This window comes from Streptomyces sp. NBC_00234 (assembly GCF_036195325.1).
Lineage (GTDB): Bacteria > Actinomycetota > Actinomycetes > Streptomycetales > Streptomycetaceae > Streptomyces.
On sequence record NZ_CP108101.1, the window covers coordinates 1,757,779 to 1,779,732 of the forward strand.

Consider the following 21,954-nt stretch of genomic DNA (forward strand, 5'->3'; position numbering starts at 1 on the left):
CGATGTGTCGGCAATCGAACACCCCTCTGTCAAGGGTGCACGGAGAACAAGCCGCACATTTCGCGGGGGCACGAAACGGGTAAAGGGTTACGTTCGAGGCGAGTTGAGCGAACGCCTCACCGGGCCCGGACATGCCTCCGGCCGGACCTTGCTCGGCAAGGTCCGGCCGGACGCGTGAGGTTGACGAGAGGTGTTGACCCGTCAGCCGAGAAGCGAGTTCAGCTCGACGTGGTCGAGGCCGTGCGCCTCGGCCACCTCGCGGTAAACGACCTGCCCGTCATGGGTGTTGAGGCCCTTGGCGAGTGCGGCGTCGCGGCGCAGGGCCTCGGCCCAGCCACGGTTCGCGAGCTCGACGATGTACGGCATCGTGGCGTTGGTGAGCGCGTACGTGGAGGTGTTCGGCACCGCGCCCGGCATGTTGGCGACGCAGTAGAAGACCGAGTTGTGGACCATGAAGGTCGGCTCGGCGTGCGTCGTCGGGTGCGAGTCCTCGAAGCAACCGCCCTGATCGATTGCAATGTCGACAAGTACACTTCCGGGCTTCATCTTGGCGACGAGCTCGTTGGTGACCAGCTTCGGGGCCTTCGCTCCGGGGATCAGAACGGCGCCGATGACGAGGTCGGCCTCGACGACCGCCTTCTCCAGCTCGAAGGCGTTGGAGACGACCGTCTGCACCTTGGTGCCGAAGATCTTGTCGGCCTCACGGAGCTTGTTGATGTCGCGGTCGAGCAGCGTGACGTGGAAGCCGAGACCCACGGCGATCTGGGTGGCGTTCCATCCGGAGACGCCACCGCCGATGACGACGGCCTTGCCCGCGGCCGTGCCCGGGACGCCGCCCGGAAGCACACCGCGACCGCCGACCGAGCGCATCAGGTGGTAGGCGCCGACCTGCGGAGCCAGCCGGCCCGCGACCTCGGACATCGGGGCGAGCAGCGGAAGCGCGCGGTTGGCGGTCTCGACCGTCTCGTACGCGATCGCCGTGGTGCCCGACTCGAGCAGCGCGTCGGTGCACTCGCGGGAGGCCGCGAGGTGCAGGTAGGTGAAGAGCGTCTGGCCCTTGCGGAGGCGGTGGTACTCCTCGGCGACCGGCTCCTTGACCTTGAGCAGGAGGTCGGCGGCGGCCCAGACCTCGTCGGCCGTGGCCAGGATCTGCGCTCCGGCGGCGACGTACTCCTCGTCCGTGATGGACGAACCGGCGCCGGCGTTCTGCTCGACCAGGACCTGGTGGCCATGGCGGGCGAGCTCATGCACTCCGGCAGGGGTGATCGCCACCCGGAACTCGTTGTTCTTGACTTCGCGGGGGATGCCGACCTTCACGTCGATCACGGTCCTTGGCTCGGAGGGGGTCCGGGCATAGCGGTGGATACCCGGATACACCCAGCATAAATGGAGACACCGCAGTGACACGCGGCAGAGCCAGTTTAATGAAGGACTTCGCGCTGTCTAGCCTTACAAAGCATTAACTTTCAGCCGAAGCACTACGGATTTCGTAGGCGGGACCCTCCTCGCCCAGCAATCTGTCGGCTGCACCCCGGTGCAGGCGGGCCGCCGCAGGGTCTCCGAGCCGGTCCAGGGTGTCGGCCAGCCGGAGCTGGAGCGCCGCCTGGAGCCGCACGTCCTGCGCCTGCCGTGCCAGCTGCACCGCTTCCCGGCAGGTGTGCAGCGACTCCTGCGGGCGGCCCGCGTACTCCTGCACCCGCGCCGCCTCGCTGAGCGCCCGCGCCTGGGCGGGCAGGTCCCCGAGCCTGCGATGGCCGGCCGCGGCGGCGCGCCAGTTCCGCAGCGCCTCGCCGTACCGCCCCGCATAGGTGTGGACGGCGCCGAGGCGCCCGTACAGCCGCGCCTCGTCGGCCCGCTCCCCCTGGGTGAGCCGCTGAGCGAGCGCCCGGCCGTACCAGTCGGAGGCCCGCTGGAAGTCCCCGAGCTCGGCGTACGCACCGCCTACGGATTCCATCGCGCGGCCGGTCGCGTACAGGTCCTTCGCCTCCCGTCCGGCGTCCAGCGCGGCTCGGTAGCGGGTCAGCGCGTCCTGCGTACGGCCGGTCCTGGCGTCCAGATCGGCGAGATTCAGCAGCGCGGCGGCCTTCTCCCGCGGGAGATCGCGGCGCTCGGCGACATCGAGGACCAGCCGGTGCAGCCCGTACAGCTCCGGCGCCGCGTCCTCGGTCCCCCGGTGCACCGCCAGGGCCCGTACGAGTGCGGCCACCAGCCTCCTGGCCAGGGTGTCCAGGTCACCGTCCTCGACGGCGACCGCGGCCGAGGCCAGCAGGGCGGGCTGCCGGATGCGCAGCCAGGCGGCGGCCGACTCGGCGTTGGGGAACCGCAGGGACCGGGGCAGTCCGGCCAGTTTCAGCTGGGACGGGGAGTCCTCCGGGTCGGTGACCGCCCGGCAGGACTGGAGCTGGCGCACGGTCCGCTCCAGCATCCGGGCCCTGGCCAGCTGGATCTCGGCCGGGCGGTCCCGGTCCTCCAGGAGGGCGCGCAGCATCGGGGCCAGGCAGCCGGGCACCTCGTACTGCGGCAGCGCGGCACCGTTCGTACGCAGCAGGCCGAGGCCCACGAAGTCGTCCAGGGTCGACTGCGCCGCCGACACGGAGCAGCCGGCCAGCGCGGAGGCGGTGTGGGCGTCGGCGAGTCCGGCTGGCGCGAGCGCGAGCAGTCGCAGTATCCGGGCGGCGGCCTGCGGCAGGGACTCGTAGACCAGGCGGAACGCACGGGCCAGCGGCCGGGCGCCGGTGGGCTGCTCCGCGTCGTCCGGCAGCTCGTGCAGCTGCTTGGCGACATCGGCCACCGAAGCCATCGGACGGGCGGCGAGCCAGCCGCCGGCCAGGACCAGTGCGGCCGGCTGCCCGCCGCACTCCTCGGCGAGCGTCTCGGCGGTGCGCGGGTCGACGGTGATGCGGACCTGGCCGATGATCCGGCCGAGCAGCTGCACGGCGGAGCCGGCGTCCAGTCCGCCGATGGTGCAGGGGCGGACTCCGGGGATTCCGGTGAGCGGGCCCGTCGCGGTGGCGACGACCAGACAGTCCGGGTTGTCGGGCAGGAGCGGGTCGACCTGTTCGGCGTCCACGGCGTCGTCGAGCAGGAGCAGGACACGGCGTACGGCGAGGGCCTCGCGGACCATCTCGGAGAGCTCGTCCTCGTCGGCGCCGGCCGGGGCGGCCACGCCGACCAGGTTCAGGATCTCGCGGGCCGTGCGTTCGGTGGGCACCCGGTCGCCGCCGGGGTCGGTGAGTCCGACGCGCAGGACACCGTCCGGATAGTCGCCCGAAGGGGCCGGACCGGAACCCGGAACGGAAGCGGAACCCACGAGCCGCCGTGCGAGCTCGGCGGCCAGTGCGCTGCGGCCCGAACCGGGCCGGCCCGCGATCAGCAGCACGCGGGCACGGGCGCCCCCGCGCCCTGCGAGCGTGTCCAGTCCCGCCCGCTCGATATCGGCCCGGAGCTCCTTCAACTCGCGTTCCCGCCCGAAGAATTGGGGTGGGTTGGCGCCGGACGGCTCCTCGGTCCCCGCTGCTCCGGCCGGGCCGCTGGTGTCCACCGCCTGATCGGTCACGAGCCACGCTCCACTTCGCTGCACGCGGTGCCCGCCGGAACTCCGGTCGGGGCTTCCCGAGCGTAGTTCAGGGGTGCGGACGATCACGGTGGAGCGCGGCGGGTGGTTCCCCCGATCGGATCAGCGTTTTTTACGATCGTCCGACCGGGGGTGGTCCGGAGGCAGGCAAAGCGGACGGACCGTCAGACCTCGAACGGCCGGGCCGGCCAGGGGGCTTCGGCCGGGCGCAGCGAGTCCACGCCGTCGCCGGCGAGCACAGCGGTGAGCGCGAGGACTCCCACGACCAGACAGTTGTTGTGCAGGTCCCCGGCGAGAACCCCTCGTACGAGCTCCTGGAGAGGCACCCGCGCCAGCTCCATGTCGGCCTCCTCCTCGGAGACCTCGAAGCGTTCGCCCACCACCTCGGAGACGTTCCGGGCCAGGAAGACGCGTACCGCTTCGTCGCAGCCGCCGGGGGTGGTGTAGACGTCGGTCAGCACCCGCCAGTCCTCGGCCTTGACGTGCGCCTCCTCGTACAGCTCGCGCTGGGCGGCGTGCAGGGGGTTCTCACCGGGGATGTCGAGAAGCCCGGCCGGGATCTCCCAGAGCTTGTGCCGCACGGGGTGGCGGTACTGCCGCAGGACGAGGACCCGGCCCTCCTCGTCGAGCGCGAGGACGGCTACGGAGCCGGGGTGGACCTGGTAGTCGCGGCTCGCGACGGAGCCGTCGGGCATGACGACGTCGTCGGTCCTGATGCTGGTCTTCTTGCCGGTGAAGGGCGTCACGGTCGCGGTGACCTGCCACTCCTCGGGCGTGTCCTGGAAACCCATGTACGTCCTCCCACGAACAAACGGAAACCGGGGCACGCATCCCTGCGGACGCGTACCCCGGCCAACCGTATCTCCTGCGTACTACTTGGCCGTCTTGCGCTCCACGGCCGCCTTCACCAGGCCCGCGAAGAGCGGGTGCGGGCGGGTCGGGCGGGACATGAGCTCCGGGTGCGCCTGCGTGGCGACCAGGTAGGGGTGGACCTCGCGCGGGTACTCGACGAACTCGACGAGCTTGTTGTCCGGGGAGGTACCGGAGAAGACCAGACCGGCCTTCTTCTCCAGCTCGGTGCGGTACGTGTTGTTGACCTCGTAGCGGTGGCGGTGACGCTCCTCCACGTACGGCTGGTCCGCGTACGCCTCACGGACGACCGAGCCCTCGGCGAGCTTCGCCGGGTAGAGGCCCAGGCGCATCGTGCCGCCCAGGTCGCCCGCGCCCTCGACGTACGCCAGCTGCTCCTCCATCGTCGAGATGACGGGGTGGGAGGTGGCGGCGTCGAACTCGGTGGAGTTGGCGTCGGGGATCTCGGCGAGGTTGCGCGCCGCCTCGATCACGATGCACTGGAGGCCGAGGCAGAGGCCGAGCAGCGGCACCTTGTTCTCGCGGGCGTACTGGATCGCGCCGATCTTGCCGTTGACACCGCGGTCGCCGAAGCCGCCGGGGACGCAGATCGCGTCGACGTCGGCGAGCTGCTTCGCGGCACCGGCCGGGGTCTTGCAGTCGTCGGACGCGACCCACTTGACCTGGACGCGGGCCCTGTTCGCGAAACCGCCGGCGCGGATGGCCTCGGTGACGGAGAGGTAGGCGTCGGGCAGGTCGATGTACTTGCCGACGAGCGCGACGGTGACCTCGTGGTCGGGGTTGTGGACGCGGTCCAGCAGGTCGTCCCACGTGGTCCAGTCGACATCGCGGAACGGCAGGTCGAGCTTGCGCACGACGTAGGCGTCCAGACCCTCGGTGTGCAGCACCTTGGGGATGTCGTAGATCGAACGGGCGTCCGGGCAGGCCACCACGGCGGTCTCGTCGACGTCGCACATCAGCGAGATCTTGCGCTTGATGGCGGTCGGGACGTCACGGTCGGCGCGCAGCACGATGGCGTCCGGCTGGATACCGATGTTGCGCAGGGCCGCGACGGAGTGCTGGGTGGGCTTGGTCTTCAGCTCGCCGGACGGGCCGATGTAGGGCAGCAGCGAGATGTGGACGACGAAGACGTTGTCCCGGCCGACCTCGTGGCGGACCTGGCGGACGGTCTCCAGGAACGGCAGCGACTCGATGTCGCCGACCGTGCCGCCGACCTCGGTGATGACGACGTCGACGTCGTCGGTCGCCATGCGGCGGATGCGGTGCTTGATCTCGTTGGTGATGTGCGGGATGACCTGGACGGTGTCGCCGAGGTACTCACCGCGCCGCTCCTTGGCGATGACCTGCGAGTAGACCTGGCCGGTCGTGACGTTGGCCGAGCCGTCGAGGTCGACGTCGAGGAAGCGCTCGTAGTGGCCGATGTCCAGGTCGGTCTCGGCGCCGTCGTTGGTGACGAACACCTCTCCGTGCTGGAAGGGGTTCATCGTGCCCGGGTCGACGTTGAGGTAGGGGTCGAGCTTCTGCATGGTGACCCGCAGGCCCCGCGCCTTGAGCAGGGCACCCAGGCTGGAGGCAGTCAGACCCTTGCCGAGGGAGGAGGCGACACCCCCGGTGACGAAGATGTGCTTGGTCGTCGTGGATGTGGGCTGCATAGCCAAAGGGGGCTCCCGTGGTCGCGATCGTGAGGTGCGTGCCGGCTTTGCCGAACCGGAGAATCCGGAGGTGCCGTCGCTGCGGTTCGGGGGCCTCGTCCACTGTCGGGAACGACCACCGGTCCACGGGCTACCAGGGTAACAGCGACAGCGAGAGGCTGCTTCCGGCCACACTCCCTCACACCTGCCACACAGGATGACCGCACTCGTTTCACGTCCCACCCGTTCGGCGCAGGGGTGTTGCCAAGACCGTCGCGCGGATCATCCATCTGCGTCGTATCCTGCTCGGACACTCGCTGCCGAATAGGCCGGCCGGCGGCGCCACCCCCGCCCGTTCGGCCGGTGCGAGATCTCGTCGGTTCTTCCACAACGACCCTTGACCCGCAGTAAGCGCCCCTCGGGGCGACATGGCCGTTCGACTGGAGATGCACGTGGCCGGGCGCATCGAGGATTACGCACTCATCGGAGACATGCAGACCGCTGCCCTGGTCTGCCGGGACGGCACGGCCGACTGGCTGTGCCTGCCCCGCTTCGATTCACACGCCGTCTTCGCAGGACTGCTTGGCACCGAGGAGCACGGCTTCTGGCGTCTGGCTCCGGCGACCGGTGAGGGGACTCCGCCGTCTTTCGCGGACCGTCGCCGCTACCGAGGGGACTCCCTCATCCTGGAATCGGAGTGGGACACGCCGCGCGGCACCGTCCGCGTGACCGATTTCATGCCGCCGCGTGACGGCGCGCCGCAACTGATCCGGATCGTGGAGGGCGTGAGCGGCCGGGTGCCGATGCGCTCGGAACTGCGCATGCGGTTCAGCTACGGCCGGGTCACGCCCTGGGTGCACAAGGTCGACGGCCGCACCGTCGCCGTCGCCGGTCCCGACTCGGTCTGGCTGGACACTCCGGCCGAGACCTACGGCAAGAACCTGACGACGTACTCCGACTTCACCGTGGGACCGGGTGACCGGGTCGCGCTCACGATCAGCTGGCAGCCCTCGCACCGCGAGCCCCCGGCCCTGCCCGACCCCGAAGGATCCCTGGAGGCGACGGAGCAGTTCTGGCGCGAGTGGGTCGACCAGTGCACGTACCACGGGCCCTACCGGGAAGCCGTGGTCCGCTCGCTGATCACGCTCAAGGCCCTCACGTACGCGCCCACCGGCGGCATCGTGGCGGCCCCGACGACCTCCCTCCCGGAGGAGATCGGGGGCGTACGGAACTGGGACTACCGCTACACCTGGCTGCGCGACGCCGCCATCACCCTCTCCTCGCTGCTGCGCACCGGCTACCGCGAGGAGGCCCGCGCCTGGCGCGAGTGGCTGCTGCGGGCCGTCGCGGGCGACCCGGAGAACCTGCAGATCATGTACGGGATCGCGGGTGAACGGGAGCTCGGCGAGGCGGAGCTGGACTGGCTGCCCGGATACGAGAACTCCGGCCCGGTCCGCGTCGGCAACGGGGCGGCCGGACAGCTCCAGCTCGATGTGTACGGCGAGGTCACCGAGGCGCTGCACCTGGCGCACATGACCGGCCTGACCCGCAACGACTACGCGGTGGGGCTCCAGCTCAAGCTGATCGAGTACCTGGAGAAGCACTGGGACGAGCCCGACGAGGGCATCTGGGAGGTGCGCGGGCCGCGCCGCCACTTCGTGCACTCCAAGGTGATGGCCTGGGTCGCGGTCGACCGCACCATCAAGCTGATCGAGTCCGGGGACACCGACGGGCCGCTGGAGCGCTGGCGCGAGCTGCGTGACGACATCCACCGCGATGTCTGCGAGCGGGGCTACGACAGGGACCGCAACACCTTCACCCAGTCCTACGGCTCGAAGGAGCTGGACGCGTCCCTGCTGCTCATTCCGCAGATGGGCTTCCTGCCGCCGGACGACAAGCGGGTCATCGGCACGATCGAGGCGATCCAGCGGGAGCTGTCGACGGAGGACGGCTTCGTCCTGCGCTACCCGACCGCGGGTGAGAACGCCGGCGTGGACGGGCTGGAGGGCGACGAGGGCGCGTTCCTGGCGTGTTCGTTCTGGCTGGCGGACGACCTCGCGATGATCGGACGGGTCGACGAGGCGCGCCGGCTCTTCGAGAAGCTGCTCTCGCTCCGCAACGACCTCGGCCTGCTCGCCGAGGAGTGGGACCCCAGGCTGCAGCGCCAGGTGGGCAACTTCCCGCAGGCGTTCAGTCACGTGCCGCTGATCGACACGGCCCTGCGGCTGACGGCGAGCGGGGCGTACGTCGGCTGAACACACGGCCCGGTGATACCGGCCTCTTGTGGACCGGAATGCCCCGGCCGTCCCTCATACGGACGGCCGGGGCATTCCGGTACTGACGCAATCACAGCCTGACGGACATCGAAACGAAGGCGGTCCACTGCTGACCCTTCGGTCCCGCGGGCGGGATGCGGTGGCAGGACAGGTGCCGAACGGCCGGTACGGGCAAGCGGTAATACGCTTGGACTGTCCTGTCACGCCTCCGGAAGGGGGCCCTCGATGGCGCCCCGCAGCACAGCCGAAGCCGACCTCACCGGCCTTCGTGAGGAACTTGCGGGAGACGCGCTCACACCCGCCGACGCGGGCTACGACGAAGCGCGCACCGTATACAACGGGATGATCGACCGGCGTCCCTCGGTCATCGCCCAGTGCGAGTCAGCCGCCGACGTGGCGCACGCCCTGCGCTTCGCCCGCGCCCACGGCCTGGAGATCGCCGTGCGCGGCGGTGGCCACAGCGTCGCCGGTACGTCGTTGAGCGAAGGCGGACTCGTCGTCGACCTGCGCCGTATGAACGACGTGACGGTCGACCCGGCTTCCCGGGCGGCGCGGGTCGGCGGCGGCGCCATCATGAGCGACCTGGACCGGGCCACCCAGCCGTACGGCCTGGCGACCACCGGCGGCCGGGTCTCGACCACCGGCGTCGGGGGCTTCACCCTCGGCGGAGGTTCCGGCTGGCTGGAGCGCAAGTTCGGCCTGGCCTGCGACAACCTGCTGGCCGTCGAGCTGGTCACCGCCGACGGCGACACGGTGCACGCGAGCGTCGACGAGAACCCCGAACTCTTCTGGGCCCTGCACGGCGGCGGCGGGAACTTCGGTGTCGCCACCTCCCTCACCCTCGAACTGCACGAGCTGCCCGCGATGAGCATCGCCATGCTGCTCCACCGCCCGGAGGACGGCCGCCAGGTCGTGGAGACCTTCCGCGACGTGATGGAGTCGGCGCCGGACGAGGCGGGCGGCGGCTGCCTCTACATGACCGCCCCGCCCGAGGACTTCGTACCCGAGCACCTGGTCGGTACGCAGCTCTGCGCGACGCTGTTCACCTTCGCGGGCCCGGAGGCAGAGGCCCACGCCGTGGCGGCCCCGCTGCTCGCCCTCCGCCGCGAGGCCGAAGTCGTCGCCGAACTTCCGTACGCGGATCTCCAGTGCATGCTGGACGACCCGCCGGGCATGCGGAACTACTGGTCCGCCGAGTATCTGGACAGCTTCCCGGACGAGGCGGTGGACGTGTTCTGCGCCCGCGCGGCGGACATTCCGATGCCCTCGGCGACCCAGCACGTGCTGTTCCCGATGGGCGGCGCGGTGTCCCGCAACACCTCCGGTTATCCGCTGCCGTGGCGCCACGCGCCCTGGGCCGTGCACCCCTTCGGCGTCTGGGAGAGCCCGTCCGACGACACGCGCGGCACCCAGTGGGTACGCGACGTGCGCGCCGACATGCGGCCCTGGTCCGGTGGCGCCGTGTACCTGAACTTCATCGGGAACGAGGGATCGGACCGGGTCGTCGAGGGCGTCGGCGCCGAGAACTACGCACGGCTTGCCGCGGTCAAGGCCGTCTACGACCCCGACAACGTGTTCCACCTCAACCACAACATCAAGCCGGCCGCATAGATGTGACGCACGCCATACCGACAGAACGGCGGGCAAACCGCCCGCACACACGACGAGTTGTCCAGGGGGTGCCCTCCCCGCGTCCGGGCGGACCGGCCCCGTCGATGTTCACGGCCCCATTCGCCCGGTAACTTCCTGGTCAGGGCGACAGCCCGTCGGACCCGAGTGGAAGCGTGAGGGCTCAGCCAGTGGAGACCCAAGGCGGAATAACCGTGCAGCGCGCGCTGGAGCTCCCTGGGCTGCGCGGCGGACTCCCGGAGGTCGTGGCCGGCGCGGACCGGCTGAACCGTACGGTGCGCTGGGTGCACGCCGGCGAGGTGCCCAACATCGCGTCGCTCCTCAAGGGCGGCGAACTGCTGCTCACCACCGGCCTGGGGCTCGGCACCCGTCCCGCCGAGCAGCGGGCCTTCGTCCGCAGGCTCGCCGACCGCGGCATAGCCGCCCTCGTGGTGGAGCTGGGGCCGCGCTTCAGCCGGCTGCCCGCGTCCATCGTGGACGCCGCACGCGCGGCCGGTCTGCCGCTCGTACAGCTGCACCGCGAGGTGCCGTTCGTCGCGGTGACCGAGGAGGTCCACACCGAGATCGTCAACGGGCACTACGCGCTCCTCCAGCAGGCCGAGGAGGTGCACAGGCGCTGTACGCACGCGCTGCTGGGCGGCGGAGGCGTGCCGCAGGTGCTCGGCATCCTGGCGGACTTCACCGCCAACCCGGTCTTCCTGGAGACCGCCGACGGCCAGTTGCTGTACGCGGCGGGCACCGGGGCCCGCCCGGCGAGCGCGGATCCGCTCCAGGTCTGGGACGGGATGCGCGGCGGGCGGGCGGCCCGCGAGACCCCGCCCACCGGTGCCTTGCTGGTGGACGTGCCGGGCGGGGGCGCGGGCGCCGGTTCGGTGCGGGCCAGGCTGGTGCTGCTGGCCGTGGACGGCCCGCTGGTGCCCGTGCACCGGATGGCTGCCGAACGGGCCGCCGGCATCATCGCCGTCGTCCTGATGCAGGCGCGCCAGGAGGAGGAGCTCGCGGCACGCGGCCGGGGTGACTTCCTGACCGACCTCGCCGAGGGCCGGATCACCCCCGAGGACGCCCCCGCCCAGGCCCGGGTCCTCGGCTTCAAGCCGGGCGACGCCCCGCTGCTGCCCGTGGTGATGCGCCTGGCGCCCGAGCTCTCCCCCTCGGGCAACTGGGCGCTGCTCGCCCGCGCGGTCCTGGAGGAGCTCTCCTCGGTGGGCGTCCCCGTCCTGCTCGGCGTCCGGCCCGTGGAGGGCAGGGTGCCGGTGCTGCTGGGGCTGCGCTCGGACACCGAGCGCACGGCGGTGGCCGACCGGGTCGCCGCGGCGCTGCGGGCGGGCGTGGCCCGCGCCGGCCTGGAGCGCGCCGGATCGCATCCGCCGGTCGTGGTGGTCGGAGTGGCGGGCGGCTGGGCGGCGGCCGGGGCCGGGCTGCGGCACGCGGCGGAGACCGCAGCCGCGGCGCAGGGGCTCAGTGACCGCCCGTGGTACGACGCCCGGCGCCTCGACATCGACCTGCTGCTGTGGCGGCTGCGGGACCACCCGGATCTGGCGGCGTTCGTGGACCGGGCGATCGGCCCGCTGCGCGACCACGACCGCACCTCGCGGCCACCGCTGCTCCCCACCCTGGAGGCGTATCTCGCCCATGCGGGCCGCAAGGCGGAGACGGCCCGGGAACTGCATCTGAACCGGCAGACGCTCTACAACAGGCTGGCCCGCATAGGCGAGTTGCTCGGCACGGATCTGGACGACCCGCAGACGGTGCTCGCCCTGAGCCTGGCCCTGCGCGCACGCCGCCACGCCTCGTAGCCGCCGCCAACGGCCTTTCCCCGGCGGCGGTTCAGTGGGTGCGAAGCACCTGTGGCTGGGCCAACTCGTCGTACACGGCGAGCACTTGCGCGATCGTGTCGTCCTCGGTGGGCCAGCCGGCAGCCTGCACGGGTCCCGCGGAAGCCAGCCGTTCCCGCCGCTCCGGGTCGCCGAGCAGCCGGATCACGGCGCGGGCGAGCGCTTCGGCGTTCCCGTACGGGACCAGTTCGGCCGCGTCACCGACGAGTTCGGGCACTCCGCCGACCGCCGTGGCGACGAGGGGAACACCGAGCCGCAGCGCTTCCTGGGCCAGGAGCGAGCGGGCTTCCCAACGGCTGGACAGGATCACCAGATCGGCGGCGCCGAGGAGTTCACCGACGTCCTCCCGGCAGCCGATGAGAGCGACGGGCAGCCGCTCGTCCCTGATCCGTCGCTGCAGGTCCGCCCTGCACGGCCCCTCCCCCGCGATGACCAGCAGGGGTACGGGGTCGAGCTCCCGCCACATACGAGCGGCGTCCAGCAGCATGTCGTAGCCGTGGGCCGGCACGAGACTGCCCACGGCCATCAGCAACGGCCGCTCCACCGCGCCGAGTTCGGCTCTTGCCTTGCCGTCGTGGATGCTCACGGGGAACCGGGCCACCGGCACCGCGACCGGTGCGAGCCTGGCGTCGCGCGCGCCGCGCCTGCGGGCCCGGTCGACCAGATCCGACGAGCTGCCGAGGACAACGGCCGCCGCACGGACGGCCCTTCGCTCCAGCAGGCGCAGCAGCCGGCGCCGGGCACCCTCGGCATGGGACCGGGTGTGCCAGGTCAGGACGAGCGGGGTCCGCCGCCCGCTGAGCGCGAGCCCGGCACGTACCGCCGCGTGCAGTCCATGGGCGTGAACGACGTCGGCGTCCGCGCAGGCGGCACGCAGCGCCGCGACGGCGGAGGGGTCACTGCGCCGGGGAACGGGGGCGAAGTGCGCTCCGGTGGCGGGGAAGTCGTAGGTGCGGTCCAGCTCGGCCGGCGCGCAGACCGTGACCCGCACGCCCCTCGCCACGAGCCCTGCGGACAGCGAGCTGACATGTGCGCTGCTGCCCGCACTGCCCCCGCCCAGGACTTGGACCGTATGCAGCTGTGACACGTTGAATGGCTCCCGGGGCTCCCGAGTCGGCGGTCTGTACAGCGCCAAGGATGCCAGCCCGTACGCACGTTCCGGGACCGCCGGAACGTTGCTGCGGTGCGGCTGGTGACAACGAGCCGCACCGCATCACTCGCACGGGTGAGACGAATGGCGCGCTATTGCCGCCCGGACGCATGCGCTCCGTCCGGCCGGCAGCCCTGCCCGCGCCCCTTCCGGGCCCGCGCGACAGCCGGGCGAGTCGGGGCCCCGGCCCAGGAGCCACGGCCACGAGGTTCTCGCGCCCGGGCTCCCGGCGTTCCGGCCAGGGAGCGTCCGCAAAGTCTCGTCGTCCACCCGAAGGCCAGACGAGACTTTGCGGACACGACCTAACCGTCCGCCCGCGCCGAGGCCAGCAGCTCCTCGGCGTGCGCACGGGCCGTCTCCGAGTCCTCCTGGCCCGCGAGCATCCGCGACAGCTCCCTGACCCGGTCCTCGCCCTCCAGGACGGTGACACCGCTCCTGGTCACGGAACCGTCGACCGTCTTCTCGACCAGCAGCTGCCGGTCCGCGAACGCCGCCACCTGGGGCAGGTGGGTCACGACCACGACCTGCGCCGACCGGGCGAGCTTCGCCAGGCGCCGGCCGACCTCGACCGCCGCCTTGCCGCCGACCCCCGCGTCGACCTCGTCGAAGAGGTACGTCGGCACGGGGGCGGACCCCGCGAACACCACCTCGACGGCGAGCATCACGCGGGACAGCTCACCGCCCGACGCGCCCTTGGCGATCGGCCGGGGCTGGGCACCGGGGTGCGGGGCCAGGAGCAGTTCGACCTCGTCCGCGCCGGACGGACCGTAGAGGACGCTCCGCCCGCCGACGTCGATGCCGGACGCCTCGTCCGGCGCCTCGGTCTGCCTGATCTCGAACGAGACCCGGGCGTGCGGCATCGCGAGCGAGGCCAGTTCCGCGGTCACGGCCCCGGCGAAACGCTCCGCTGCCTCCGTACGCGCGTCCGTCAGCGCCTGTCCGAGAGCGGAGAGTTCGCCGCGCAGCGCGTCGCGCTCCGCCGTGAGCTCGCCGATCCGGTCGTCGTCGCCCTCCAGCTCGGTGAGCCGGGCGGCGCCGTCCTCGGCCCAGGCCAGGACCGCGGCGACGTCCTCGCCGTATTTGCGGGTGAGCGCGGTGAGCGCCGCGCGGCGCTCCTCGACCGCGGCGAGCCGCAGCGGATCGGATTCCAGCTGGTCGGCGTACCCGGCCAGCTCTCCCGCCACGTCGGCCAGCAGGATCGAGATCTCCCCGATCCGGTCGGCGAGTCCGGCCAGCGCCGGATCGTGGGCCCGTACGGCCTCCAGGGACCGGCCCGCCGCCGCGACCACGGTCGTGGCGTCGACACCTTCCTGGTCCTCGGGATTGCCCGCGAGCGCCCCGTGCGCGAGGGACGCGGCGGAGGCGAGCGCGTCGGCGTGGCCGAGCCGTTCCGCCTCCGAGGCCAGCTCGACGTCCTCACCCGGCCGGGGGTCGACGGCGGCGACCTCGTTGAGGCCGAAGCGCAACAGGTCCGCCTCCTGGGCCCGTTCACGGGCCCGCGTGGTCAGCTCGTCGAGTTCCGCGGCCACCGCGCGCAGCCGCCGGTAGGCGGAGGCGTAGGTGGCATGGGGCACGTCGACGCCGTCGCCCGCGTACCGGTCGAGGGCCTGCCGCTGGCGGGCGGGCTTGAGAAGCCCCTGCTGGTCGGTCTGGCCGTGCACGGCGACGAGTTCGTCGGCGAGTTCGGCCAGCACCCCGACGGGCACGGACCGGCCGCCCAGATGGGCGCGGGAACGCCCCTCCGCCGAAACGGTACGGCTGATGAGCAGCGCACCGTCGTCGAGTTCCGCCCCGGCCTCCTCGGCACGCAGCGCCGCCGCGTCGCCCTCGGACACCGTGATCCGTCCTTCGACGACCGCGGCCTTGGCCCCGACCCGCACCAGGGCAGGGTCGGCGCGCCCGCCGAGCAGCAGCCCCAGGCTGGTGACGACCATGGTCTTGCCCGCGCCGGTCTCGCCCGTCACCGCGGTGAAACCGGGTGACAGCTCCACCACCGCGTCGTCGATGACTCCGAGCGACCGTATCCGCATCTCCTCCAACACGGACACGACCTTACGAGGTCCGGACCCCGGTATGCGACGGGGCCCGGTCCCCGATTCACTCTCCGGTGCGCGGGACGGTGACGACAGGGGGTGTCCGGAGGGTCAGTGGGGCGCTCCCCGCCACCCCGAGACGGGCAGCGCGAACTTGGCGACGAGCCGGTCCGTGAAGGACGCCTGGTGCAGCCGTGCCAGCCGTACGGGCACCGCCCCGCGCCGTACCTCGACCCGCGCCCCGGCGGGCAGCTCCACGGTCCTGCGCCCGTCGCACCACAGCACCCCGTGCGGCGTGTGCGGCTGGACCTCGACGGCGAGCACCGAGGTCGGGGAGGTCACGAGCGGTTTGGCGAACAGCGCGTGGGCGCTGATCGGCACCATGAGCAGCGCCTCGACCTCCGGCCAGACGACGGGGCCGCCCGCCGAGAACGCGTACGCGGTCGATCCGGTCGGGGTCGCGCAGACGATGCCGTCGCAGCCGAACCCGGTGACCGGCCGGCCGTCGATCTCCAGGACGACTTCGAGCATCCGGTCCGGCGACACCTTCTGCACGGCCGCCTCGTTGAGCGCCCAGTCGGAGTGCACGATGTCGCCGTTGCTGTGCACGAGGACGTCGAGCGTCATGCGTTCCTCGACCTGGTAGGCGCGGGTGACGACCCGGTCGACCACCTGGTCCAGGTCGTCCCGCTCGGCCTCGGCGAGGAATCCGACCCGGCCGAGGTTGACGCCGAGCATCGGTACCCCGGAGGCCCGGGAGATCTCGGCGCCGCGCAGCAGTGTGCCGTCCCCGCCGAGGACGATGAGCAGCTCACAGCCGTCCACCGCGGCGGGGCCCGTCTCGCTGACGATCTCGACCTCGGGCGGCAACGGCAGATCGGCCGCCTCGTGGGCCAGCACCCGCACGCCGAGACCGTTGCGGAGCAGTCCCTGCACGACGAGTTCGGCGCTCCGGATCGCGGCCGGCCGGCCGGTGTGCGCGAGAAGAAATACTGTTCGTGCCGTATTCGTCGTCAACGAGGCCCCTCCGCCACTGCACGGTCGACATCCGCGGGATCGAGCTCGGGTGCTCCGGCCCGCAGCCACAGAAAGTACTCGACGTTCCCCGAGGGGCCCGGCAGCGGACTTGCCGTCACGCCCCGCACCCCCAGGCCCAGCAGTCCGGCCCGGCGCGCCACTTCGCGTACCGCCTCGGCCCGCAGTTCGGGACTGCGGACCACGCCGCCGCTGCCGAGCCGTTCCTTGCCCACCTCGAACTGCGGCTTGACCATGAGGACCAGGTCCGCGTCGGGGGCGGCGCAGCGCGCGAGAGCGGGCAGCACGAGTCCCAGTGGGATGAACGACAGATCGCCCACCACCAGGTCCACCGGCGTTCCGTCGATCTGCTCCAACGTCAACTCCCGCACGTTGGTACGGTCCTTGACGGTGACGCGTTCATCGGACTGCAGCGACCAGGCGAGCTGGCCGTAACCGACGTCGACGGCGACGACATGGTCGGCTCCGGCCCGCAGGAGTACGTCGGTGAAGCCACCGGTCGACGCCCCGGCGTCCAGCGCCCGCCGCCCCTCCACCTTCAGCCCCAGGGGCACGAAGGCGGCGAGTGCTCCGGCCAGTTTGTGCCCGCCGCGCGAGACGTACTCCGGGTCGCTGTCGTCCTTCGTGACGACGACCGCGGCGCTGGTCTCGACCTGCGTGGCGGGTTTGGTCGCGGTGGTGCCACCGACGGTCACCCGCCCCGCTGCGATCAGCTGGCTCGCGTGCTCGCGAGAGCGGGCGAGATTACGGCGTACCAGCTCGGCGTCGAGGCGGCGACGTGCCACTCCTGCCACGTTCGGTTCAGCTCCTGTGGTTGTACGGGGCCATCGGCGCGGGTGCGGGCCGGGCGTCCAGTGCGGTCAGCGCATCGCGCAGCCCACGGTGTACATCCTCGTACACCTCGGTGTGCCCGTCCGCCGGGAGGTGGTCCGCATCGGCCAGACGCTCCAGCTCCGCGTCCACCCCGGCGTTCCCCGTGGGGGTGCGCGCGACACCCAGGGGCGTGGGCGCCGCGGGCCCCAAGGAGGGCGGGGCAGCCGGTTCCGGTTCCCCGGGAGTGCTCCCGGGCGCCGTCTCCGGCCCCGGCATCCAGTCGTCGCTCATGCCGAAACGCTACCCCGAAGGGCTGAGGTAGCGTCGATGGCGATATGGCGACCATGGCGGAGTGCCGCAGCGCACTCGACAGACTTTCCGACAACCTCACCGGGGCCGATGGGGACGTGCGCAGCGCCGCAGACCTCGACCGGTCGCTGAGCTGTCACATCAGGGATCTCGACGTGACCTTCACGGGGCGGCTGAAGGCCGGCCGGATCACCGTTCTCGACACCGTCGAGGGCCCGCCACCCGAGAAGGCGCAGATCCGGCTGGCGATGACCGGTGACGACCTGGTGGCGATGGTGGACGGCGAGCTGAACTTCGCGAAGGCGTGGGGTTCGGGCCGGGTCCGCCTGGAGGCCGGCTTCCGGGATCTCCTGAAGCTCAGATCCCTGCTCTAGGGCCGCGCCGGGCGCGGCCCGGCCGCCGGGTCAGGCTCCCGCCGAGGTCCTGAGCTCCGCCCGTGCCTTCCGCGCGGCGGGTACCACCAGGGGCGTGCCCGTCTCGGGATCGTCGATGACCTGGCATCGCATCCCGAACACCTCCTCGACGAGCTCCGCCGTCACGATCTCGGCCGGCGGCCCCTCCGCCACGATCCGGCCCCCGCGCATGGCGATGAGGTGCGTGGCGTACCGCGCGGCGTGGTTCAGGTCGTGCAGGACGGCGACCAGGGTGCGCCCGCGGGTCTCGTGCAGTTCGGCGCACAGGTCGAGCACGTCGATCTGGTGCTGGATGTCGAGGTACGTCGTCGGCTCGTCGAGCAGCAGCAGCGGGGTCTGCTGGGCGAGGGCCATCGCGATCCAGACACGCTGACGCTGCCCGCCGGACAATTCGTCGACATAGCGACCGGCGAGTTCACCGACGCCCGTGGACGCCATGGACTCCACGACGACGCGCTCGTCCTCGGGCGACCACTGCCGCAGCAGGCCCTGGTGGGGATAGCGACCGCGCGCGACGAGGTCCGAGACGGTGATGCCGTCCGGGGCGATCGAGGTCTGGGGCAGCAGCCCGAGCAGCTTCGCGACCTTCTTGGCGGGCATCGCGTGGATGGACTGCCCGTCGAGGAGAACCTGCCCCTGGCTCGGCTTCAGCATCCGGGACAGCGCACGCAGCAGGGTCGACTTCCCGCAGGCGTTGGGGCCGACGATCACCGTGAAGGAATTGTCGGGTATCTCGACCGAGAGGTCCTCGGCGATGACCCGCTGGTCGTAGCCGAGGGTCACCGAGTCTGCGGTGAGGCGCTGCATGGTCGTACTCCCGGAGTCGGTGGGCGTCCTGTGCGAGGCGACCGGCCCCGTGGCCGGCCGGGAGCCACGTCGGCCGACAACAAGTTAGGTTAGCCTACCCTCCTACCATGCGGGCTCCCCCGGTCACACCCCGGGGAGCCGCCGCACGGCACGCGGGGCCGCCCCCGACCGGGCCCTACAGCCCCAGTCTCGCAAGCACCTTCCCCGCGTCCAGGCCGCACGAACCCTCGCCCGCGTACGTCCAGGCAGCCCCGCAGAGCGCCCGCAGACCGTCCAGTTCGTCGCCCTCGCCCTCCAGCACCAGTTCGTCCTCCCGCACGGCCGCGCTCCAGCCGCCGCAGCGCACGGCGCCGTCCTCGACCGTGACCTCGGGCTGGCCGGTGAGCAGTCCCCGCAGGTCCCGGTCCACATACGTCGGCCGGTACCGCGGCTCGGCGGCCAGCAGCCGGGCGGCGTCCGTCACCCCCGTGAGTACGAGCAGCGAGTCGACGCCCCCGTTGAACGCACCCTCGATGTCCGTGTCCAGCCGGTCCCCGACGACCAACGGCCGCTCGGCCCCGGTCCGCAGAACCGTCTCGCGGTGCATCGGGGGCAACGGCTTCCCCGCGACCTGCGGCTCGGCACCCGTGGCGATCCGTACGACCTCCACCGCGGCGCCGTTGCCCGGCGCGATGCCACGGGCACTCGGAATCGTCAGATCGGTGTTGGACGCGAACCACGGCAGCCCGCGCGCGACCGCGTAGCTCGCCTCGGCCAGACGCCCCCACGCCAGGTCCGGACCGCCGTACCCCTGCACCACGGCCACCGGCTCGTCGTCCGCGGACTCCACGGGCACCAGACCGCGCTCGCGCAGGGCGACCCGCAGCCCCTCCCCGCCGATCACCAGCACCCGCGCACCGGACGGCAGCTGATCCGCCATCAGCCGGGCCACCGCCTGCGCGGAGGTGATCACGTCGGCGGCCTCGGCGGGCACGCCCAGCTCGGTCAGATGCTCCGCCACCGCGTCCGGCGTGCGGAGCGCGTTGTTCGTCACATAGGCGAGATGCATCCCGCCCTTGCGCGCGGTGCCCAGCGCCTCGACGGCATGGACGATGGCGTGACCGCCGGCGTACACCACCCCGTCGAGATCGAGCAGGGCCGTGTCGTACGCCTCGCTCAGTGCCGCGCTGCTCCCGAGCGGCCGGGACGTGTACTGCTGACTCATATGCATACGCTCCTCATTCATGCCTCTCCCCCGATCATCGCGCATGCGCGGAGCGCACATACGATGCAGAAATGAACACATCAGGTCCCGCCGAACAGGGGCTGCGTCTGATCCCGTTCCGTGGACTTCGCTACGTCCCCGAGCGGGTCGGCAGCCTCGCCGCGGTGACCTCACCGCCGTACGACGTCGTCGTCAGGCCCGACGGACTCCACCACCTGGAGTCGGCGGACCCGCACAACATCGTCAGGCTGATCCTGCCGCAGGCGGACACGGCCGCGGCCCGTCATGAGCAGGCCGCCCAGACGCTCGGCCACTGGCTCGCCGAGGGCGTCCTCGCGCCCGACCCGGCACCTGCCCTGTACGTCTACGAGCAGCGCAATAGCGAGATCCTGCAGCGCGGTCTGATCGGCGCCCTCGCACTCTCACCCGCCGCCGACGGCATCGTGCTTCCGCACGAGGACGTCATGGCCCATGTCGTCGAGGACCGGGCCGACCTGATGCGCACGACGGCGGCCCATCTGGAACCCCTGCTGCTCACCTACCGCAGCGACGGACGGCGTACGGGCACGACCGCCGTGATCGAGCGGACGGTGGCGCGTCCGCCGCTCCTCGCCACGACGACGGAGGACGGGTTCAGCCACCGCCTCTGGGCCGTCACGGACCCCGCGGAACGCGACGAGATCGAGACGGATCTCACCCGTCACCAGGCGCTGATCGCCGACGGCCACCACCGCTGGGCCACCTACCTCCGACTCCAGCAGGAACAGACCGGTCCCGGCCCCTGGGACTTCGGGCTGGTCCTCCTCGTCGACACGGCCCGCTACCCGCTCCAGGTCCGCGCCATCCACCGGCTGCTGCACGGTCTCCCGGTCGCCGACGCACTCGCCGCCCTGGACGGTCTCTTCCGCATCCGGAGCGTCGAGGGCCCGCTCCCCCACGCGCTCGACGCCCTCGCCGGAGCCAGGGCCGAAGGCAACGCTTTCCTGCTCGCGGGCGACGGAGGCTTCCATCTGGTCGACCGTCCGGACGAGGCCCTCCTGACCCGTACCGTGCCGTCCGACCGTCCCCTGGCATGGCGGACGCTGGACGCCACGGTCCTGCACTCCACCCTGCTCGACCACGTCTGGCAGATCCCCGACGCCCCGGAACACATCGCGTACATCCACGACACCGCCGCCGCGGTCGAGCAGGCCGAACGCAACAACGCCACGGCGGTTCTGCTCCACCCGGTACGGGAAGAAGTCGTCCGTGACCTGGCCCGGCAGGGTGTCACCATGCCGCGGAAATCGACATCGTTCGGCCCCAAGCCGGCCTCGGGCATCGTGCTGCGCAGCCTCGACCTCGAACGCGACTGACCGGGCCACAAACAGAAAGAGGGCGGCACCCCTTCCGGGTGCCGCCCTCTTCAGTGACGCTTACGCCTTCGGGGCCTCGTCCGAGTCGTCGTCGTCCTCGTCGTCGTCCTCGTCGTCGTCCTCGTCGTCCAGGTCGTCCTGGGCGTCGAGCTCGTCATCCGCGGCTTCGGCTTCCACGGCCTCGACGGCCTCGTGGTCGTCGCCCTCACCGAGAGCGTCGACGAACTCGACACCGTCGAGCTCGGCCAGCCGGTCCGACGCGTCGGTCGAACCGTCCTTGTCGGCCTCCAGCGCCTTGCCGAACCACTCGCGCGCCTCGTCCTCACGGCCTGCCTCGAGCAGCGCGTCCGCGTAGGCGTAACGCAGTCGCGGAGTCCACGAGTGCACGGCGCTCGACGCCAGTTCGGGGCCCTGCAGAGTGACGATGGCGGCATCGATCTGCCCCATGTCCCTGCGCGCTCCGGCAGCCACGAGACGCATCTCGACCTGTCCGGCCTTGTCGAGCTTCTGGACCTCGGGCTCACCGGCCATCGCCATCGCCCGCTCGGGACGGCCGAGGCCGCGCTCGCAGTCGGCCATGACGGGCCACAGCTCCACGGACCCGGTCATCCGACGGGACGCCCGGAACTCGGCCAGCGCCTCGGCGTACTTCTGCGTGGCGTACGCGGCGAAGCCGGCGGCCTCACGCACGGCGGCCACACGCGACGCCAGCCGCAGCGCGATACGCGAGTACGCGTACGCCTGCTCGGGGTCCTCGTCGATCAGGTTGGCCACCATCACGAGGTTGCGCGCGACGTCCTCGGCAAGGGTCTTCGGCAGGCTCATGAGCTCCTGGCGTACGTCCTTGTCGATCTCGTCACCGGTGACGTCGTCGGGAATGGGGAGCCGCTTGATCGGCTCACGGTCCCGGTCGTCCCGCCGGTCGTACCCACCGGAACGGCCACCGCGGTCGTCGCGCTGACCACCGCGGTACCCGCCACGGTCGTCGTCCCGACGGGGCCCACGATCCCGGTCACGGTT

The 21,954-nt window shown here is 71.7% G+C and carries 17 protein-coding genes; 5 read left to right on the forward strand and 12 right to left on the reverse strand.

What is annotated here, in order from left to right; genetic code table 11:
* Positions 1-201: 201 nt before the first annotated feature.
* The 4 genes from ald to OG230_RS07620 form a co-directional block, all read right to left on the reverse strand.
* Positions 202-1,317, reverse strand: a complete 1,116-nt coding sequence (gene ald / locus OG230_RS07605; RefSeq protein ID WP_328911335.1) for an alanine dehydrogenase — start codon at positions 1,315-1,317, stop codon at positions 202-204.
* Positions 1,318-1,459: 142 nt separating this feature from the next.
* Positions 1,460-3,556 carry a tetratricopeptide repeat protein gene (locus OG230_RS07610; protein ID WP_328909363.1) on the reverse strand — a complete coding sequence of 699 codons (2,097 nt, stop codon included), beginning with the start codon at positions 3,554-3,556 and terminating at the stop codon, positions 1,460-1,462.
* Positions 3,557-3,738: 182 nt separating this feature from the next.
* Positions 3,739-4,365, reverse strand: coding sequence for an NUDIX hydrolase (locus OG230_RS07615; RefSeq protein ID WP_328909364.1), 627 nt, complete (start codon positions 4,363-4,365; stop codon positions 3,739-3,741).
* 81 nt (positions 4,366-4,446) lie between these two features.
* A complete protein-coding gene (locus OG230_RS07620; protein ID WP_328909365.1) occupies positions 4,447-6,096 on the reverse strand; it encodes a CTP synthase in 1,650 nt (549 codons plus the stop codon).
* A 425-nt stretch (positions 6,097-6,521) separates the two neighbouring features.
* Here OG230_RS07620 and OG230_RS07625 point away from each other — a divergent pair, with 425 nt between their 5' ends.
* The 3 genes from OG230_RS07625 (at position 6,522) to OG230_RS07635 (ending at position 11,776) form a co-directional block, all read left to right on the forward strand.
* Entirely contained in the window at positions 6,522-8,330 is a 1,809-nt protein-coding gene (locus OG230_RS07625) for a glycoside hydrolase family 15 protein (RefSeq protein ID WP_328911336.1), read from the forward strand.
* A gap of 246 nt (positions 8,331-8,576) precedes the next feature.
* Entirely contained in the window at positions 8,577-9,962 is a 1,386-nt protein-coding gene (locus tag OG230_RS07630) for an FAD-binding oxidoreductase (protein WP_328909366.1), read from the forward strand.
* A 188-nt stretch (positions 9,963-10,150) separates the two neighbouring features.
* Positions 10,151-11,776 carry a PucR family transcriptional regulator gene (locus OG230_RS07635; RefSeq protein ID WP_328909367.1) on the forward strand — a complete coding sequence of 542 codons (1,626 nt, stop codon included), beginning with the start codon at positions 10,151-10,153 and terminating at the stop codon, positions 11,774-11,776.
* A 31-nt stretch (positions 11,777-11,807) separates the two neighbouring features.
* On the opposite strand, the gene OG230_RS07640 is transcribed toward OG230_RS07635, so the two are convergent.
* From OG230_RS07640 to OG230_RS07660, 5 genes are all read right to left on the reverse strand, one after another.
* On the reverse strand, positions 11,808-12,902 hold the full coding sequence (locus OG230_RS07640; protein WP_328909368.1) for a glycosyltransferase family 4 protein: 1,095 nt from the start codon (positions 12,900-12,902) through the stop codon (positions 11,808-11,810).
* A gap of 365 nt (positions 12,903-13,267) precedes the next feature.
* Positions 13,268-15,013, reverse strand: coding sequence for a DNA repair protein RecN (gene recN / locus OG230_RS07645; protein ID WP_328909369.1), 1,746 nt, complete (start codon positions 15,011-15,013; stop codon positions 13,268-13,270).
* 96 nt (positions 15,014-15,109) lie between these two features.
* A complete protein-coding gene (locus OG230_RS07650) occupies positions 15,110-16,015 on the reverse strand; it encodes an NAD kinase (protein ID WP_328909370.1) in 906 nt (301 codons plus the stop codon).
* On the reverse strand, positions 16,012-16,827 hold the full coding sequence (locus OG230_RS07655) for a TlyA family RNA methyltransferase (protein WP_328909371.1): 816 nt from the start codon (positions 16,825-16,827) through the stop codon (positions 16,012-16,014). Before OG230_RS07655 ends, OG230_RS07650 begins: the two co-directional genes overlap by 4 nt.
* Positions 16,828-16,834: 7 nt before the next feature.
* Positions 16,835-17,137: a hypothetical protein gene (locus OG230_RS07660; protein WP_443051510.1), complete on the reverse strand. Its 303-nt coding sequence runs from the start codon at positions 17,135-17,137 to the stop codon at positions 16,835-16,837.
* Positions 17,138-17,181: 44 nt separating this feature from the next.
* On the opposite strand from OG230_RS07660, the gene OG230_RS07665 reads away from it, so the two are divergent.
* A complete protein-coding gene (locus OG230_RS07665; protein ID WP_328909372.1) occupies positions 17,182-17,529 on the forward strand; it encodes an SCP2 sterol-binding domain-containing protein in 348 nt (115 codons plus the stop codon).
* Positions 17,530-17,559: 30 nt separating this feature from the next.
* On the opposite strand, the gene OG230_RS07670 is transcribed toward OG230_RS07665, so the two are convergent.
* Together OG230_RS07670 and OG230_RS07675 are read right to left on the reverse strand one after the other, a co-directional pair.
* Positions 17,560-18,375: an ABC transporter ATP-binding protein gene (locus OG230_RS07670; protein WP_328909373.1), complete on the reverse strand. Its 816-nt coding sequence runs from the start codon at positions 18,373-18,375 to the stop codon at positions 17,560-17,562.
* A 175-nt stretch (positions 18,376-18,550) separates the two neighbouring features.
* Positions 18,551-19,579, reverse strand: coding sequence for an HAD-IIA family hydrolase (locus OG230_RS07675; RefSeq protein ID WP_328909374.1), 1,029 nt, complete (start codon positions 19,577-19,579; stop codon positions 18,551-18,553).
* Positions 19,580-19,650: 71 nt separating this feature from the next.
* On the opposite strand from OG230_RS07675, the gene OG230_RS07680 reads away from it, so the two are divergent.
* Positions 19,651-20,934, forward strand: a complete 1,284-nt coding sequence (locus OG230_RS07680; protein WP_328909375.1) for a DUF1015 domain-containing protein — start codon at positions 19,651-19,653, stop codon at positions 20,932-20,934.
* Between the two features lie 60 nt (positions 20,935-20,994).
* Here the strand turns inward: OG230_RS07680 and OG230_RS07685 are convergent, their stop codons facing one another.
* Positions 20,995-21,759, reverse strand: coding sequence for a hypothetical protein (locus OG230_RS07685; protein ID WP_328911338.1), 765 nt, complete (start codon positions 21,757-21,759; stop codon positions 20,995-20,997).
* Positions 21,760-21,954 lie beyond the last annotated feature (195 nt).